Raw genomic sequence first — 15521 nt, 5'->3', positions numbered from 1 at the left:
CATAGGACACACAGACATGACCAAGCAAGTTCAAGACGCCTACATCGTCGCGGCCACCCGTACCCCGGTCGGCAAGGCCCCGCGCGGCGTGTTCCGCAATACCCGTCCCGACGACATGCTCGCCCACGTGCTCAAGTCGGTGGTGGCGCAGGCCCCGGGCATCGACCTCAATCGCATCGACGACGCCATCATCGGCTGCGCCATGCCCGAGGGCGAGCAAGGCATGAACGTGGCGCGCATCGGCGTGCTGCTGGCCGGCCTGCCCAACACCATCGCCGCGCAGACCATCAACCGCTTCTGCTCGTCGGGCCTGCAGGCCGTGGCGCTGGCCGCCAACGAGATCCGTCTGGGCAATTCCGACCTGGTCCTGGCCGGCGGCACCGAGTCGATGTCGATGGTGCCGATGATGGGCAACAAGGTCGCGCTGAGCCCCAGCGTGTTCAAGGACGACCATGTCGCCATCGCCTACGGCATGGGCATCACCGCCGAGAAGGTCGCCGAGGAATGGAAGATCTCGCGCGAGGACCAGGACGCGTTCGCGCTGGCTTCGCATCAGAAGGCGATCGCCGCGCAGCAGGCCGGCGAGTTCAAGGCCGAGATCAGCCCCTACGAGGTGCTGTCGCACGTGCCCGACCTGGCCGGCAACACCATCAAGCTGCGCAAGAGCCTGATCGAGCTGGACGAAGGCCCGCGCGCCGACGCCTCGCTGGAGGCGCTGGCCAAGCTCAAGCCGGTGTTCCGCAACGGCCAGTTCGGCGGCACCGTCACCGCCGGCACCGCCTCGCAGATGAGCGACGGCGCGGCCGCGGTGCTGCTGGCCTCGGGCCAGGCGGTCAAGGACTACGGTCTGACCCCGCTGGCGCGTTTCGTCAGCTTCTCGGTCGCCGGCGTGCGTCCGGAAGTGATGGGCATCGGCCCGATCGCGGCCATTCCCAAGGCGCTCAAGCAGGCCGGCCTGACCCAGGACCAGATCGACTGGATCGAACTCAACGAAGCCTTCGCCGCGCAGGCGCTGGCGGTGATCCGCGACAGCGGCCTGGACCCGTCCAAAGTCAACCCGCTGGGCGGCGCGATCGCGCTGGGCCATCCGCTGGGTGCGACCGGTGCGATCCGCACCGCCACCCTCGTCCACGGCCTGCGCCGTCGCCAGCAGAAGTACGGCCTGGTGACCATGTGCATCGGCACCGGCATGGGCGCGGCGGGCGTGTTCGAGGCGCTCTGAAGCGACCCGCTCGCGGCTTAGCCGCGGGACTCCCATCAGGGCGGCTACGGCCGCCCTGATGCGTTGAGTGGCCCGCATCGCGCATGATGACGGCGGACTGGGTGACGAGGGGACCGCCGTGCGATTCAGAGCGCCACGTTTCTGGCTGGGCCTGGCCTTGATCCTGGCCTACGGCACGGTGCCGCTGCTGGCCGGCCACGGCATGGGCGTGGTCGGCATGATGCTGACGCAGGGCTCGCTCGGCGCCAGCCTGGGCTGGCTGGGCATCGTCGTGCTGTTGATCGCCGCGTTCCATCGCTCAGGATGGTGGTTGGTCGCCGGGCCGCTGCTGCTGTGCCTGTCGCTCTGGCTCATTCTCGGCGAGGTCTACGGCGACGAGATCGACGGCATCGGCGATGTTTTCAACCTGTTGCTGTGGAGCGGTTTGTTCCACGTGCTGATGATCGTCGTCGTGGGCGCGGCATTCGCGGATTTACGCGAAATGCGGCAACTCGAGGACGAGTAATTCGTAACGATACCGCCCCGCGTCCACGCCCAGCGCGGTCCTGCTGCCCTGGACGTGGACAACGAGATCGACGGCGCGCGCGACCGACCCACGGTAGCCGGCCGCTGCGGCGCCCGCGACGGGACTACTTCGGACAGGCGGTGAACTTGCCTTGGGCGTTGCGGCAGTGCTTGGCTTCGGCCTTCTTTTCGCAGGACACGAACTGGCCCTTGCTGTCGCGGCAATGCCCGGCCGCGGTCTTGGCCGGGGCGGATTTCGCCGCGGCGGGTTGCGTGGCCGTTGCGGGCGACGCGGCGACGGCGCCCAGACTCAGCAACAGCAAGGCGGTGGCGACTGGAATCAGCGATGCGCGGACCATGGCGTCCTCTCCCGAATGCGCGACCCATGCGGTCGCGATTGCAGGCTAGGCGGCGTTGGACTACCGATGTCTGGGCGCGGGATTAACGATTTGTAATCTGCCGCAGGCTGTGGGGTAGAAGCTCCCACAGAAAGCAGATCCCCCCGCAATAGCCGCCGCTGTTGTTGTTGTTGCTGCTGTTGTTGCTGTTGTTGCTGTTGTTGCTGTTGTTGCTGTTGTTGCTGTTGTTGCTGTTGTTGCTGTTGTTGCTGTTGTTGCTGTTGTTGTTGTTGTTGTTGTTGTTGTTGTTGTTGTTGTTGTTGAGTTTGCTCCGGCATTCAAATCCATAGACCCGAAGCCACACGACCATTCCCAGACCCGGAGGGCGGCGCGCAGGACGCGCGCCGTTTTTCGATAGGACAGGGATGTCCTATCGAAAAATCCCGGCGCAAGTTCCGAAGCCACACGGGAGCTTCTGGCTCAGACCCTTCTCTTTGGTTACTTTCTCTTGGGTCAGCAAGAGAAAGTGACCCGCATGCGCAGCAGGCGGAAGCCGTTGACCTTCGGTCAGAAGCAACAGAGCAAGAACAAAAGCAAATCCTCCCCAACCCGCCCGGCCAACAGGCACAGCCTGTTGTCGTTCACCCGTGCACGAACCTGCGGTTCGTAAGCGCACGGCTTCACCCTTTGTCAAAGGAGGGAGCTTAGAGCGCGACACGGGAGTTTGGTGACAATCAGAACCGGAGAGCTGCAGCTGCGGTCGCCGGGACTTCCGGTCGCGGCTCACGCCGCTCCTACCCCACGGCGGAAGAATCAAGCCAAACGCGTACCGTTCGGAACCGGGCGCTCGATCGCGGTGATCACCACGCCCTCCTGCGTCGGAAAGCCGGTGAGCAGGAACTCGGAGCGGAACGGCCCGATCTGCTTGGCCGGAAAATTGATCACGCCGACGATCTGGCGGCCGATCAGCTCCTGCGCCGTGTACAGCTGTTTGACCTGGGCGCTGGTCTTGCGCACGCCGTGCGGGCCGAAATCCACCCACAGCTTCCAGGCCGGCTTGCGCGCCTCGGGGAACTCCTCGACCTGCAGCACCGTGCCCGCGCACAGCATCACTTTCTCGAACTCGCTCCAACTCAGATCGCCGTAGGCGACCGTTTCCTGCTGCTCGCTCATGCGCGCCGGCCCTCGTTCCAGTCCTTCCACATGTCCTTGAATTGCGCCCAGCTGTAACTCAACTGCGCGCCCAGCAGGCCGGCCGGCTTCAGCGCCGACACCAGCCCGTAATGCCCGAACTCGCGCCAGCGCGGATCGCCCTGCGCGATCGCCGCGGCCAGAACCTCGCCGGCGTGGGTGGTCGGCGCCACGCCATGGCCGCCGAAGGCCTGGGCCAGCCACAAGCCGTCCTCGACCTGGCCGATCTGCGGCATCTGGTGGCGCGCGTAGCTCATCAGGCCCGACCAGGCCTGTTCGATACGCACGCCTTCCAGCTGCGGAAACACCTTCAGCAAGTCGCGCCGCAACAGGCGCTCCACCGCCTGCGGCGAGCGGTCCAGCACCGAGATCCGTCCGCCCCATAGCAGGCGCGTGTCCGGCAGCGGCCGGTAGTAGTCGAACGCGAAACGCGTGTCGTAGACCGCCGCGCGCGTGCGCAGGACGTCGTCGAGGCGCTGGTGCAGCGGCTCGGTGACCATCACGTAGGTCGCGATCGGCATCACGCCCGCGTCCACGCGCGCGCTCAGTCCGGCCAGGTAACCCCCGCAGGCCAGCACCACTTGGCGCGCGGCGATCTCGCCCTGCGGCGTACTTACCCGCCACTGCGCGCCGTCGCGGCGCAGCGCGACGGCCGGCGTGCGTTCGTGCAAGACGACGCCGGCACGCTCGGCCAGCTCGGCCAGGCCGTAGGCGTACTTGAGCGGGTGGAAATGGAAGGCCTGCGGTTCGAACAGGCCGTCGTGGTAGCGCGTGCTGCGCACTTGCTCGCGCAGTTGCGCCTGAGCCAGCCATTGCCAGTCGGCGCTGTAGCGCTCGGCCAGCAGGCGCTGGCGCGAACGCAGCACCTCGGGGTCGCGGAACCAGTTGGCCCAGATCACCCCGGCCTCGACGGCGTCGCAGTCGATGCGGTGGCGGTGGATGCGCGAGCGGATCAGTTCGACCGCGTCGATGGTGCCGGCGTACAGCGCCCGCGCCCGTTCTGGCCCCAGTTCGCGCAGCAACGCGTCCTCGCCGCGCGAATAGCCGCCGAACACGAAGCCGCCGTTACGGCCCGAGGCGCCGTGGCCCAGCGCCTGGGCCTCGATCAGGCGCACGCCGGCGACGCCGCGCTCGGCCAGGCCCAGCGCGGTGTTGAGGCCGGCGAAGCCGCCGCCGATCACGCAGACCTCGGCCTCGGCACGGCCGGACAGCGCGGGCCGTTCGGCGATGGGCGGCAAGGTGGCGCGGTAGTAGCTGGCGGTCATGGACGCAGGGGCATGGACGGGCGGCAGTAGACGAACGGCTGTGGATTCCCGCTTTGGGGTTTGCTGGAATACGCCGAAGGACGCCAGCCGCAGGCGGACACGGTGCGCGATATGGAAATCCACCCCGCCGACCTAGCCTATCGTAGGCGCAGCCTGCGCATCATGGCCGCGATCGCGGTGTTGTGCGCGCTCGGCCTGTGGCAACTCAACGGCTGGCTGGGCGAGGTGCTGCCGCGTCTGGCCCAGGGCGGCGACCTGGACTACACGCGGCGCTGGCTGCGCGGCTTGCTGGTCGGGCTGGCGCTGCTGCCGGTGGTGCCGCTGTGGTTGTTCGCGCGCAGTCTGCGCCGGCTGGCCACGGCCGCGCAGGCCGAACAGCGCTTCCCGCCGCGCGAGTGGCGCACGCTGCGCGATGTGCGGGTGCTGCGCGGGCCGATCGCGGCGAGCTGGATCGGCCGCGTGCGCGGTCTGGCCACGACGGCGACGGCGCTGGCCGTGGTCTGCGTGCTGGTCGCGCTGGCGACCTACGGTTTTTTCACCGGCGCCCGCTGACCCGCGATCACTGCGCGGTCGGCCAAGCGGCGCGGCGATCCCTTATTCCAGATCGGCCACGCCCAGTTCCGCCAGCGCGTTCTGCATCAGCTGGCGTGCCGAGTCGCTGAGCACCTCGTGGTCGAGGGCGAAGCGGATCGTGGCCTCGATCAGGCCCAGGTGGGTGCCGCAGTCGAAGCGCGTGCCCTGGAAGCGATAGGCGTTGACGGCCTCTTCCGCGAGCAGGGACGCGATCGCGTCGGTGAGCTGGATCTCGCCGCCGGCGCCGGGCGTGGTGTTCTCCAGCAGCGAGAAAATGCGCGGGTTGAGCACGTAACGACCAACCACGGCCAGATTGCTGGGCGCGACTTCGGGCTTGGGCTTTTCGACGATCGCGCGGATGCGGCCCTGGCGCGCGGCGAAGCCGTCGGTGGCGACAATGCCGTAGCTGCCGGTCTGTTCGCGCGGCACGTCCTGCACCGCGATCACGCTGGCGCCGGACTGCTCGGCCGCGTCGGCCATCTGCCGCAACGCGCCCGGCCCACGGTTCCAGATCAGATCGTCCGGCAACACCACCGCGAACGGCTCGTCGCCGACCACCGGTTTGGCGCACAGCACCGCATGGCCCAGGCCCAGCGCCTCGGCCTGGGTCACGAACACCGCGCGCACGCCTTCGGGCAGCACGTTGCGCACCAGTTCCAACTGCTCGGTCTTGCCGCTGCGCTCGAGCTTCTGTTCCAGCTCGTAGGCCTTGTCGAAATAGTCGGCCACCGCGTGCTTGTAGCGGTTGGTGACGAAGATCAGCGTGTCGCAGCCGGCCTCGATGGCCTCGTCCACGGCGTACTGGATCAGGGGCCGATCGACGATCGGCAGCATTTCTTTGGGAACGGTCTTGGTCGCGGGCAGGAACCGGGTTCCCAGCCCTGCGACCGGGAATACCGCTTTGCGGATACGGGCTGCCATCAAACCTTCCTGGCGTTGCGTGCGGGGAACGCCACCACGGTGGCGGACTCGACGTAATCGGGATGCTCGCCGACCGGCGCGAACTCGGGCACGGCCTGGCGCAGCAGCTGGTTGAGCAGGTCGCGGTCGTAGCGCGCCGAGGCCTCGCGCAGCTGCGCGATGGCCGACTCGATCGCGTGCGCGGACACGTCGCGCGGCTCGGCCTGCAGGATCTTCGGATGCTGGGTCGGGCGGTAGCGCTCGTCGGCGTGGAACAGCGTCTCGTGCAGCTTCTCGCCCGGGCGCAGACCGGTGTAGATGATCGCCACGTCGCGGCCCGGCTGCTTGCCGGCCAGGCGGATCATCTGCTCGGCGAGCAGACGGATCGGCACCGGCTCGCCCATGTCGAGGGTGTAGATCGCCTCGTGGGTGCCGATCGCGGAGGCCTGCAGGATCAGCTGGCAGGCCTCGGGAATGGTCATGAAGAAGCGCGTGACTTCCGGATCGGTGACCGTGACCGGGCCGCCGCTGCGGATCTGTTCGCGGAACAGCGGCACCACGCTGCCGGCCGAGTCCAGCACGTTGCCGAAGCGCACGGTCACGAAACGGGTCGAGCGCTGGTCGGCCAGCGACTGGCAGGTCATTTCGGCCAGGCGTTTGGTCGCGCCCAACACGTTGACCGGGTCCACCGCCTTGTCGGTGGAGATCAGCACGAAGGTGCCGACGCCGGCCTCGCGGCAGGCCTTGGCCACGGTGGCGGTGGACAGCACGTTGTTGCGCACCGCCTCGCGCAGCTGCGCTTCCAGCAGCGGCACCTGCTTGTAGGCGGCGGCGTGGAAGACCGCGTCGGGCTCGGACTGGTCCAGCGCGAAGGCGATCACCGCCGGGTCGCCGCAGTCGCCCAGGATCGGGATGTATTCCAGATCCGGGAAATCGCGGCGCAGCGCGGCCTCGGTCTGGGTCAGCGCAAGCTCGTCGATTTCGATCAGGGCGATGCGGCGCGCACCATGGCGCGCGCACTGGCGGCACAGCTCGGAACCGATCGAACCGCCGGCGCCGGTGACCAGCACCGAACGCGCGCCCAACCAGCCGCGGATCGCCTTCCAGTCCGGCAGCACCGGCTTGCGGCCGAGCAAATCCTCGATCGCCACTTCCTTCAGCTCGCCCGGCAGCGAACGGCCTTCCAGTACGTCCTGCAGGCGCGGCACCATGCGGAACGGCAGGCCGGTGCGTTCGCAGGCGATGACCACGCGCTGCAGCGCATTGGCGTCGGCCGAAGGCATCGCGATCACCAGCAGCTTGGCGGCGGTCTCGCGCGCGATCTCGGCCACTTCCGGCACGCGGCCCAGCACCGGCACGCCCTGCACCTTGCTGCCGCGCAGACGCGCGGCGTCGTCGAGGAAGCCGACCGGTTCGTAAGTGCCGAAGCGGCGCAGGTCGCGCACCAAGGCTTCGCCGGCGCGGCCGGCGCCGAGGATCAGGATGCGCACCGAGGAGGTGCTGGTGCGCTCGACGCGGCTGTCCTTCCAGGCGCGGTACAGCAGGCGCGGCGCGCCCAGCATGCCGACCAGCACCACCGGATACAGCACCAGCACCGTGCGCGGCATGGTCGTATCGAGACGGTTGTACAGGAACAGCACCAGCACGATCGCGAACAGACCGAGCATGCAGGCTTTGAAGATGTTCCAAAGATCGGGCACGCCGGCGAAGCGCCACAGGCCGCGGTACAAACCGACCTGCCAGAACACCAGGCCCTGAGCCACCATCACCAACGCGATCTCGGTCGACCACAGCGGCAGCGGCACCGGCGCGGGGATGATGCCGAAGCGCAGGCGGTACAGCGCCTGCCAGACCAACCACACCATCGCGAGATCGTGCGCGACTACCGCCATGCGCGGCAGTGCACCTTTAAGACGATCGCGCCATGAGCTCATTCCATGCCCCATATTTGAACAGTAAGACCTAGCCGGGAGAATCCGAAACCGGCTCGGAGCCGGAGCGCTGCAGCCACCACCACAAAAAAGCGCCGGACATATACCACGCCAGAACCGTACACAGCATGAAAGCCATTCCCATCCGCAACAGGACTGGGAGCGACAGCACAGCTAAGAGCGTATGTATGGCGTAGGCGATGGTGACTTTGGTGTGCCCCACCCTCCTGGCCCACACCTGATAAGTGTGCTGTGCGTGTGCCGTCCACCATGACTCCCGTCGCAGCATGCGTCGCAACAGTGTCAAGCCCGCGTCGACAAGGAACGCCGACAGCGGCATCAGCACGACCGCTGATCGGCTGCCCAGTCCGGCCGCGGCGAACACCGCCAGCCCGGCCAGGGCGAAACCCAGCGCACCGCTGCCGACATCGCCCATGAAGATCCGCGCACGCGGGAAGTTGAACGGCAGGAAACCCAGGCAGGCCGCGGCCAGGGCCAGCCCCAGCCACAGACCGGGCGCTCCGGCCAGCCAGCCCAGGGCCAGGGCGGCCAGTGCGGCCTGACTGGCGGCCAGGCCGTTGATGCCGTCCATGAAGTTGCAGACGTTGGTCAGCACCAGCGCCGCCACGAACGCGCCCAGGGCCAGCCAGGGCGCGTCCAGCACGTGCCAGACCGCGTAGGCGAAGATCGCCGCCGCCAGCGCGTGCACGCCCAGGCGCAGCCGCGCCGACAGCGGCCGGTGGTCGTCGATCAGCCCGACCCCGGCGACCAGCGCCAGGCCCAGGCCGAACGCGGCCAGCAGCGGCGCCTGCGCCGGCAGGCGCACCGCCAGCGCCAGGGTGGCCACCAGCAGGGAGATCACCAGCGCGATGCCGCCGCCGCGCGGGGTCGCCACGCTGTGGCTGCGACGTTCGCCGGGCTGGTCAATCAGCTGGATGCGCAGCGCGTACCAGCGCGCCAGCCAAGTGCCGACCGCACCGATCAGCAGGTGGGTCATCAGCCAACTCGTCATAGTTCAGACCACCGCGTAGTTCAGCAGCGGCTTGACCGTTCCCCATTCCTTGCAACTGGGGCATTGCCAGTGGTGGCTGCGCGCGCCGAAACCGCAGCGGTTGCAGCGGTAGCTGGGGTTGCGCACCAGCAACTGGTCGGTGATGTGCTTGAGGTCGTGCAGAGTCGCCAGCGGATCGGCGCCCTCGGCCAGGGTCAGGTCGATCAGGGCGGCCTCGCCGCGCACCGAGGGACGGTCCTTGAGCTGGCGTGCGAGGTAGGCGCGCGCGGCCGGCACGCCGTCCTCGGCCTCGACCATGCGGGTCAGGGCCAGTACCGGAGCGATGCCGCGGTAGTGCTCGCACATCTCGGCCAGGAACGCGCGCGCGCCGGTCGGGTCGCCGTCGCGCTCGTAGCAGCTCAGCAGCGAGGGCAGCACTTCCGGCAGGTAGTCGGGGTCGGCGCGGGCCACGCGCTCGAACGCGCGGATCGCGGCGGCGTCGTGGCCGGCGTCGACCTCGATGCGGCCCTCCAGCATGCCGGCGCGCACGGAGTTGGCGTCGGCCTCATAGGCGCGCTTGACCGCGGCGCGCGCGGCGTCGACGTCGCCGGCGGCGCGCTGGCGGTCGGCCAGCTCGCATTCGAACTGCGCGATCAGCTTGCCCATCGGCTCGCCGGTGGCGGCCTCGTAGCGGCGCGCGTTCTCGATCGCCTTGTCCCAGTCGCGTTCGGACTGATAGATGCCGATCAGGTGGCGCAGCGCCAGCGGCGCCATGTCCAGAGCGACCAGATCGCTGAACACGGTCTCGGCGCGGTCGAGCAGGCCCGAGCGCATGTAGTCCTCGCCCAGCGCCAGCAGCGCCTGGACCTTCTGCTGGTCGCTCAGGCCCGGGCGCTGCACCAGCGCCTGGTGCAGGCGGATCGCGCGGTCGACCTCGCCGCGGCGGCGGAACAGGTGGCCCAGCGCGACTTGAGTCTCGAAGGTGTCCTTATCCAGTTCGGCGATGTGCAGGAAGATCTCGATCGCCTTGTCGGGCTGCTCGTTGAGCAGGTAGTTCAAGCCGCGGAAGTAGGTGGTCGAGAGATGGCTGACCTGGTTGTCGCTGTGGCGCTCGCCGCCGCGGCGGCCGATCACCCAGCCGCTGATGGCCGCGATCGGCAGCAGCAGGAAGAACCAGAACCATTCGCTGATGAAGGCCATGCGTCAGGCCTCGCGCGGCAGGGCGGCGCTGCGCTCGGCGCGCGCCAGGCGGCGGCGCAGCGGCAGCACCAGGCTGGCGGTGATCGCCAGGCCGCCGGCGAGCACGCCGATCAGCAAGGACACGATCAGGGCCACGCCCAGGGTGGTGGGAAAGGTGCCGAAGCCCAGGTCGATGGGCACGATCTGCCGGTTGAGCGCGCCGACGGTGGCGCCGGCCGCGAGGCAGACGAAGGCGATGAGGAAACGGATCAGGCGCATGGGGGTTCCGGCGTCCGCGGTGTCGCCCCTAGCTTAGCGGAGGCGCAGCGCAGCGGTTAAGCGGTGGATGGCGGGAGCGCAGGCGCTGGCGACGCGCACGCGAAAACGGCGACGGCTAGCGTACACAGATAAGAGAGGTTCGCCCTGCCCCGTTCCGGGACGGCGATCGGGTAACGCCGGCGCGCGCTCAGGCCGCGTCGTCGTCCAGCGGCGACACGCCGCTGACGCGTTCGCGCAGTTCCTTGCCGGGCTTGAAATGCGGGACGTGCTTGCCGGGCAATGCCACCGACTCGCCAGTCTTGGGGTTGCGGCCCAGGCGCGGCGGACGGAAATGCAGCGAGAAGCTGCCGAAGCCGCGGATCTCGATGCGCTCGCCCACCGACAACGCGCCGCCCATCATTTCGAGCAGGGCCTTCACCGCCAGATCCACGTCGTCGCCCTTCAGGTGGGCCTGACGCTGGGAAAGGATCTCGATGAGTTCGGACTTGGTCATGGGCGCTGCGCTGGCTCTGTACTGGGATGTCGGAACGGTGCCGGTACCACGGCGCCGCGACGGTGCCACAAATCGAAGGCGACCCGGCTGACCGGGCCGCCTCCGCGGTAGTGCCTGCATGCCGCGCCGGTCGCCCGGCGCGGCATGGGTGTTGCCATTACTCGGACTTGTTGCCGCTCAGCTGCTCGCGCAGCAGCGCGCCCAGCTTGGTGGTGCCGCTGGAAGCTTCCGAGGCCGCGCGGTTGTAGTCGGCCAGGGCCTCCTGCTGCTCGGCTTCGTCCTTGGCCTTGATCGACAGCTGCATGGAACGGCCCTTGCGGTCCGTGCCGACGATCTTGGCTTCGACTTCCTGACCCACCTTGAGGTACTGGGTGGCGTCCTCGACGCGCTCCTTGGCGATGTCGCGCGCGGCGACGTAGCCTTCGATGCCGTCGGCCAGCTCGATGGTGGCGCCCTTGGCGTCGACTTCCTTCACCACGCCCTTGACGATCGAGCCCTTGGCGTTGGAGGCGACGTACTGACCCATCGGGTCCTGCTCCAGCTGCTTGACGCCCAGGCTGATGCGCTCGCGCTCCGGATCCACGGCCAGGACGACGGCTTCCAGGGTGTCGCCCTTCTTGTAGTTGCGGACCACGTCTTCGCCGGTGGTGTTCCAGCTGATGTCGGACAGGTGGACCAGGCCGTCGATGCCGCCGTCCAGGCCGATGAAGATGCCGAAGTCGGTGATCGACTTGATCTGGCCTTCGACCTTGTCGCCCTTCTTGTGGATGGCCGCGAAGGTCTCCCACGGGTTCGAGGTGACCTGCTTCATGCCCAGCGAGATACGGCGACGCTCTTCATCGACGTCCAGCACCATGACCTGAACTTCGTCGCCGACCTGCACGATCTTGGACGGGTTGACGTTCTTGTTGGTCCAATCCATTTCGGAGACGTGGACCAGGCCTTCGACGCCCGGCTCGATCTCGACGAACGCGCCGTAATCGGTGACGTTGCTGACCTTGCCGAACACGCGGGTGTCGGCCGGGTAGCGGCGCGCGATGTTGTCCCACGGATCCTCGCCCAGCTGCTTGAGGCCGAGGCTGACGCGGTTGCGCTCGCGGTCGTACTTGAGCACGCGGACGTCCAGCTCCTGGCCGACTTCCACGACTTCCGACGGGTGACGCACGCGCTTCCACGCCATGTCGGTGATGTGCAGCAGGCCGTCGATGCCGCCGAGGTCGACGAACGCACCGTAATCGGTGAGGTTCTTGACGACGCCCTTCAGGATCGCGCCTTCCTGCAGCTTCTCCATCAGCTGCTCGCGCTCGACGCTGTACTCGCTCTCGACCACCGCACGGCGGGAGACGACGATGTTATTGCGCTTGCGATCGAGCTTGATGAGCTTGAACTCGAGTTCCTTGCCTTCCAGGTAGGCGGAGTCGCGCACGGGGCGCACGTCCACCAGCGAACCCGGCAGGAAGCCGCGGACATCCTTGATGTCGACGGTGAAACCACCCTTGACCTTGCCGCTGATGCGGCCGGTGATGGTCTCGTTCTTTTCGAGCGCCTCTTCGAGCTCGTCCCACACCATCGCGCGCTTGGCCTTCTCGCGGGACAGCACGGTTTCGCCGAAGCCGTTCTCGATCGAGTCGAGGGCGACCTTGACTTCGTCGCCTTCGGCAACGTCGATCTCGCCGGCGTCGTTACGGAACTGTTCGATCGGCACGATGCCTTCGGACTTCAGGCCGGCGTTAATCACCACCACGTCGCCGCGGACTTCCACGACTACGCCGGTGACGATGGCGCCCGGCTTCAGCTTGGCCAGGTACTGCTGGCTCTGTTCGAACAGCTCGGCAAATGATTCGGTCATTAGTTGAATACTCTGTTGAACACACGGGCCGCACCGGCTGGCATCGTCGCCGTCATGGCGACGCAAGCAGCGCGTGGTCGACCCACCCGTTATGTGGCGCGGTGACGCTGCGCCATGTGTCGTTGTGGATCCCATCGCGGGATTGCGATGGGGCTGGTTGGTTTACTGCGGTTGTTCTGCGGCGTTCGATCCGCGTTTGCGGAAACGTCAGCGCGCCGGCAACAAGGCCAGCACGCGTTCGACCACCTGCGCGATGCCCAGGCCGGTGGTATCGATGCGTACGGCGTCGTCGGCCGGGCGCAGCGGTGCCACCGCACGCTGTGCGTCGCGGGCGTCGCGGGCGAGAATCTCCCGCAGCAGACCGTCTAAAGTAACGGAAACCCCTTTGTCTTTCAACTGCTTATAGCGCCTTTCGGCCCTCTCCTCGGCGCTGGCGGTCAGGAAGACCTTATAGGCGGCGTCGGGGAAGATCACCGTGCCCATGTCGCGGCCGTCGGCGACCAGGCCCGGCGGCTGGCGGAAGGCGCGCTGGCGGTCCTTGAGCGCGGCCCGGACCTCGGGGATGGCGGCGATGGCGGACGCGGCGGCGCCGGCGGTCTCGGTGCGCAGCTCGTCGGTGGCGTCCTGGTCGTTGACCAGCACCCGCAGCTCGCCGCGCTCGTCGTCGCGGAAGCCGATGCGGGTATCGAAGGCGCAGCGCACCAGGGCGGCCGGGTCGGCCAGGTCCAGGTCGGCCCAGCCGGCGGCCACGCCGACCGCGCGGTAGAGGGCGCCGGAATCCAGGTAATGCCAGCCCAGGGACTGGGCGACCAGGCGGCTGATGGTGCCCTTGCCGGAACCGGAGGGGCCGTCGATGGTGAGGACGGGGATGGCGCTGTCGTGGGAGTTGGTCATGCCGCTATTATGAACGCCGACGCGCCCCAGCCGCCGCCCGTGCAGGCCCTGATCGGCCCTCAGCGGGGCCGCCGAAAACGGCCGGCCCTGGCCGCGCGCAACTTTTTTCGTGCAAGCACTTGATCGTAGTGGGAAATACCCGCTATGATCGCGGGCTGTCTAATTCAATCCTGTTGCCGAGGTCTGTCATGAAGGTCCTGTCCTCCCTGAAGTCGGCGAAGAACCGTCACCGCGACTGCAAAGTCGTTCGCCGCCGTGGCAAGGTCTTCGTGATCTGCAAGTCGAACCCCCGCTTCAAGGCGCGTCAGCGCTAAGCAGCCGTCCGCGGGCGCTCGCGCCCCGGCAGTTCGACTGGAAGGCCGCCGCGAGGCGGCCTTTCTGCGTTGCGCCGACGCGTCCCGGCCGCCCCGGCCGGATCGCGAAAACGTGACGGCCGCGTGCTGCCGTGGCATCGGGGCTTGTGCGTACAATCTCGCGTCCACCAGCGAGGTTGCACCCATGACGTCCCGCACCGCTCCCGCCGCACTAGTGTTTGCCGCCCTGCTGCTCCTGTCCGCCGCCGCCTCCGCCGACACCCTGCTGATCGAGCGCGTGTCCGAAGAGAACAAGGCGGCCATGCCCGTCCGCGGCCAGACCATGGCCCAGGTCGAGTCCCGCTACGGTGCCCCGGCCGAGCGCCTGGATCCGCGCGGCGGCCAGAAGCGCCAGTGGCCCACCATCAACCGTTGGGTCTACCCGGCGTTCACCGTGTACTTCGAGAAGAACAAGGTGGTCGACGTGGTCGCCAACAAGGCCGACGCGCAGGAAATCGGGCCCAAGCCGCCCGTGCGCTGACGCCGCCGAACGAGAGCGTAGTTTTGACCGAGCAAGCATTGCGCTTCCCCGCGGAGTGGGAACCCCAGTCCGCGGTCCTGATCGCCTGGCCGAACGCCGACACCGACTGGGCCGAGCGCCTGGGCGAGGTCGAAGAGACCTACATCGCCCTGGTCGCGGCGATCACCCGCTTCCAGCCGGCGATCGTCTGCGTCGCCGACGACGACGTGCAGGCCTATGCGCGCGCGCGCCTGTCCTCGGCCCGCATCGACATGGACCGGGTGCGTTTCGTCGAAGCGCCCTACGACGACACCTGGCTGCGCGATTCCGGCCCGATCAGCTTGCGCGACGGCAACGGCTTCCGCCTGCTCGATTTCCGCTTCACCGGCTGGGGCGGCAAGTTCGACGCCAGCCAGGACGATCTGCTGGTCGAGCGCCTGCACGACCAGGGAATCTTCTTGAACAGTGATCGCCAAAGCATTGATTTCGCTTTGGAAGGCGGCGCCATCGAAACCGACGGCGCGGGCACCCTGTTGAGCACCTGGCAGTGCCTGCACGAGCGCCACCCGGACGCCAGCCGCGAGCAGATCACCGCCCAGCTGTCGGACTGGCTGCGCCAGGACCGCGTGCTGTGGCTGGATCACGGCTATCTCGAAGGCGACGACACCGACGCCCACATCGACACCCTGGCCCGTTTCGCCGCTCCCGACGCCATCGTTTACCAGGGCTGCGACGACCCGGCCGACAGCCATTACGCCGAGCTGCAGGCCATGGCCGCCGAGCTGGCGGCGCTACGCACCCGCGACGGCCAGCCCTACCGGCTGTTCGCACTGCCCTGGCCGCAACCGGTCATCGACGCAAATGAGCAAGGTGAAAACCGAAGACTGGCAGCGAGTTACGCCAACTTCCTCATCGTCAACGGCGCCGTGCTGATGCCGGCCTACGGCGATGTCGCCGACGTCCAGGCCCAGGCCGTGCTGGCCCAGGCCTTCCCGGATCGCGAGATCGTGCCCGTGCCCTGCCGCGCGCTGATCTGGCAGAACGGCAGCCTGCATTGCATCACGATGCAGCTGCCGCGGGGCGTGGTGGCAGGCTGAGC

18 protein-coding genes are annotated in these 15521 nt (G+C 68.0%); 6 read left to right on the top strand and 12 right to left on the bottom strand.

Annotation, left to right across the window (positions count from 1 at the left end; all coding sequences use genetic code 11):
* Nucleotides 1-16: 16 nt before the first annotated feature.
* On the top strand, nucleotides 17-1222 hold the full coding sequence (locus LVB77_RS11845; RefSeq protein ID WP_232906317.1) for an acetyl-CoA C-acyltransferase: 1206 nt from the start codon (nucleotides 17-19) through the stop codon (nucleotides 1220-1222).
* Nucleotides 1223-1289: 67 nt separating this feature from the next.
* Entirely contained in the window at nucleotides 1290-1727 is a 438-nt protein-coding gene (locus tag LVB77_RS11840) for a hypothetical protein (protein ID WP_232906316.1), read from the top strand.
* A 124-nt stretch (nucleotides 1728-1851) separates the two neighbouring features.
* On the opposite strand, the gene LVB77_RS11835 is transcribed toward LVB77_RS11840, so the two are convergent.
* The 4 genes from LVB77_RS11835 to LVB77_RS11820 form a co-directional block, all read right to left on the bottom strand.
* A complete protein-coding gene (locus tag LVB77_RS11835; RefSeq protein ID WP_232906315.1) occupies nucleotides 1852-2085 on the bottom strand; it encodes a hypothetical protein in 234 nt (77 codons plus the stop codon).
* Nucleotides 2067-2402: a hypothetical protein gene (locus LVB77_RS11830; RefSeq protein WP_232906314.1), complete on the bottom strand. Its 336-nt coding sequence runs from the start codon at nucleotides 2400-2402 to the stop codon at nucleotides 2067-2069. Before LVB77_RS11830 ends, LVB77_RS11835 begins: the two co-directional genes overlap by 19 nt.
* A gap of 475 nt (nucleotides 2403-2877) precedes the next feature.
* Entirely contained in the window at nucleotides 2878-3237 is a 360-nt protein-coding gene (locus LVB77_RS11825) for a tRNA-binding protein (RefSeq protein ID WP_232906313.1), read from the bottom strand.
* Complete coding sequence (locus tag LVB77_RS11820) at nucleotides 3234-4520, bottom strand: FAD-binding oxidoreductase (protein WP_232906312.1); 1287 nt, start codon at nucleotides 4518-4520, stop codon at nucleotides 3234-3236. Before LVB77_RS11820 ends, LVB77_RS11825 begins: the two co-directional genes overlap by 4 nt.
* Nucleotides 4521-4631: 111 nt before the next feature.
* Between LVB77_RS11820 and LVB77_RS11815 the strand changes: the two genes are divergently transcribed.
* The gene (locus LVB77_RS11815) at nucleotides 4632-5072 is read left to right on the top strand and encodes a hypothetical protein (RefSeq protein ID WP_232906311.1); all 441 of its coding nucleotides are present in this window, start codon (nucleotides 4632-4634) and stop codon (nucleotides 5070-5072) included.
* 42 nt (nucleotides 5073-5114) lie between these two features.
* On the opposite strand, the gene galU is transcribed toward LVB77_RS11815, so the two are convergent.
* From galU to cmk, 8 genes are all read right to left on the bottom strand, one after another.
* The gene (gene galU, locus LVB77_RS11810) at nucleotides 5115-6014 is read right to left on the bottom strand and encodes a UTP--glucose-1-phosphate uridylyltransferase GalU (RefSeq protein WP_232906310.1); all 900 of its coding nucleotides are present in this window, start codon (nucleotides 6012-6014) and stop codon (nucleotides 5115-5117) included.
* Nucleotides 6014-7927 (bottom strand): nucleoside-diphosphate sugar epimerase/dehydratase, encoded by a 1914-nt coding sequence (locus LVB77_RS11805; protein WP_232906309.1) that lies wholly within the window; start codon nucleotides 7925-7927, stop codon nucleotides 6014-6016. Before LVB77_RS11805 ends, galU begins: the two co-directional genes overlap by 1 nt.
* A gap of 28 nt (nucleotides 7928-7955) precedes the next feature.
* Nucleotides 7956-8921 carry a lipopolysaccharide biosynthesis protein gene (locus tag LVB77_RS11800; RefSeq protein ID WP_232906308.1) on the bottom strand — a complete coding sequence of 322 codons (966 nt, stop codon included), beginning with the start codon at nucleotides 8919-8921 and terminating at the stop codon, nucleotides 7956-7958.
* Nucleotides 8922-8939: 18 nt separating this feature from the next.
* Entirely contained in the window at nucleotides 8940-10115 is a 1176-nt protein-coding gene (gene lapB, locus LVB77_RS11795; RefSeq protein ID WP_232906307.1) for a lipopolysaccharide assembly protein LapB, read from the bottom strand.
* 3 nt (nucleotides 10116-10118) lie between these two features.
* Entirely contained in the window at nucleotides 10119-10373 is a 255-nt protein-coding gene (locus tag LVB77_RS11790) for a LapA family protein (protein ID WP_055906735.1), read from the bottom strand.
* Nucleotides 10374-10560: 187 nt separating this feature from the next.
* Nucleotides 10561-10866 (bottom strand): integration host factor subunit beta, encoded by a 306-nt coding sequence (locus LVB77_RS11785; RefSeq protein WP_232906306.1) that lies wholly within the window; start codon nucleotides 10864-10866, stop codon nucleotides 10561-10563.
* Nucleotides 10867-11023: 157 nt separating this feature from the next.
* On the bottom strand, nucleotides 11024-12715 hold the full coding sequence (gene rpsA, locus LVB77_RS11780; protein ID WP_232906305.1) for a 30S ribosomal protein S1: 1692 nt from the start codon (nucleotides 12713-12715) through the stop codon (nucleotides 11024-11026).
* A 207-nt stretch (nucleotides 12716-12922) separates the two neighbouring features.
* Nucleotides 12923-13609 carry a (d)CMP kinase gene (gene cmk / locus LVB77_RS11775; protein ID WP_232906304.1) on the bottom strand — a complete coding sequence of 229 codons (687 nt, stop codon included), beginning with the start codon at nucleotides 13607-13609 and terminating at the stop codon, nucleotides 12923-12925.
* A 188-nt stretch (nucleotides 13610-13797) separates the two neighbouring features.
* On the opposite strand from cmk, the gene ykgO reads away from it, so the two are divergent.
* The 3 genes from ykgO (at nucleotide 13798) to LVB77_RS11760 (ending at nucleotide 15519) form a co-directional block, all read left to right on the top strand.
* A complete protein-coding gene (gene ykgO / locus LVB77_RS11770; protein WP_036206164.1) occupies nucleotides 13798-13923 on the top strand; it encodes a type B 50S ribosomal protein L36 in 126 nt (41 codons plus the stop codon).
* Between the two features lie 184 nt (nucleotides 13924-14107).
* The gene (locus LVB77_RS11765; RefSeq protein WP_232906303.1) at nucleotides 14108-14443 is read left to right on the top strand and encodes a hypothetical protein; all 336 of its coding nucleotides are present in this window, start codon (nucleotides 14108-14110) and stop codon (nucleotides 14441-14443) included.
* Nucleotides 14444-14466: 23 nt separating this feature from the next.
* Nucleotides 14467-15519 (top strand): agmatine deiminase family protein, encoded by a 1053-nt coding sequence (locus LVB77_RS11760; RefSeq protein ID WP_232906302.1) that lies wholly within the window; start codon nucleotides 14467-14469, stop codon nucleotides 15517-15519.
* Nucleotides 15520-15521 lie beyond the last annotated feature (2 nt).

Origin of the sequence: Lysobacter sp. 5GHs7-4 (genome assembly GCF_021284765.1) — a bacterium.
Taxonomy (GTDB): domain Bacteria; phylum Pseudomonadota; class Gammaproteobacteria; order Xanthomonadales; family Xanthomonadaceae; genus Lysobacter.
Note: the sequence above shows the minus strand (reverse complement) of the source record. Positions and strands in the feature narration are given on the sequence as shown.

Bases quoted from the DNA above. Each gene is read 5' to 3' on its own strand.
- LVB77_RS11845 (WP_232906317.1), top strand. From the start codon at position 17: ATGACCAAGCAAGTTCAAGACGCCTACATCGTCGCGGCCACCCGTACC.
- LVB77_RS11835 (WP_232906315.1), bottom strand. From the start codon at position 2,085: ATGGTCCGCGCATCGCTGATTCCAGTCGCCACCGCCTTGCTGTTGCTG.
- LVB77_RS11830 (WP_232906314.1), bottom strand. From the start codon at position 2,402: ATGCCGGAGCAAACTCAACAACAACAACAACAACAACAACAACAACAA.
- LVB77_RS11825 (WP_232906313.1), bottom strand. From the start codon at position 3,237: ATGAGCGAGCAGCAGGAAACGGTCGCCTACGGCGATCTGAGTTGGAGC.
- LVB77_RS11820 (WP_232906312.1), bottom strand. From the start codon at position 4,520: ATGACCGCCAGCTACTACCGCGCCACCTTGCCGCCCATCGCCGAACGG.
- LVB77_RS11815 (WP_232906311.1), top strand. From the start codon at position 4,632: ATGGAAATCCACCCCGCCGACCTAGCCTATCGTAGGCGCAGCCTGCGC.
- galU (WP_232906310.1), bottom strand. From the start codon at position 6,014: ATGGCAGCCCGTATCCGCAAAGCGGTATTCCCGGTCGCAGGGCTGGGA.
- LVB77_RS11805 (WP_232906309.1), bottom strand. From the start codon at position 7,927: ATGAGCTCATGGCGCGATCGTCTTAAAGGTGCACTGCCGCGCATGGCG.
- LVB77_RS11800 (WP_232906308.1), bottom strand. From the start codon at position 8,921: ATGACCCACCTGCTGATCGGTGCGGTCGGCACTTGGCTGGCGCGCTGG.
- lapB (WP_232906307.1), bottom strand. From the start codon at position 10,115: ATGGCCTTCATCAGCGAATGGTTCTGGTTCTTCCTGCTGCTGCCGATC.
- LVB77_RS11790 (WP_055906735.1), bottom strand. From the start codon at position 10,373: ATGCGCCTGATCCGTTTCCTCATCGCCTTCGTCTGCCTCGCGGCCGGC.
- LVB77_RS11785 (WP_232906306.1), bottom strand. From the start codon at position 10,866: ATGACCAAGTCCGAACTCATCGAGATCCTTTCCCAGCGTCAGGCCCAC.
- rpsA (WP_232906305.1), bottom strand. From the start codon at position 12,715: ATGACCGAATCATTTGCCGAGCTGTTCGAACAGAGCCAGCAGTACCTG.
- cmk (WP_232906304.1), bottom strand. From the start codon at position 13,609: ATGACCAACTCCCACGACAGCGCCATCCCCGTCCTCACCATCGACGGC.
- ykgO (WP_036206164.1), top strand. From the start codon at position 13,798: ATGAAGGTCCTGTCCTCCCTGAAGTCGGCGAAGAACCGTCACCGCGAC.
- LVB77_RS11765 (WP_232906303.1), top strand. From the start codon at position 14,108: ATGACGTCCCGCACCGCTCCCGCCGCACTAGTGTTTGCCGCCCTGCTG.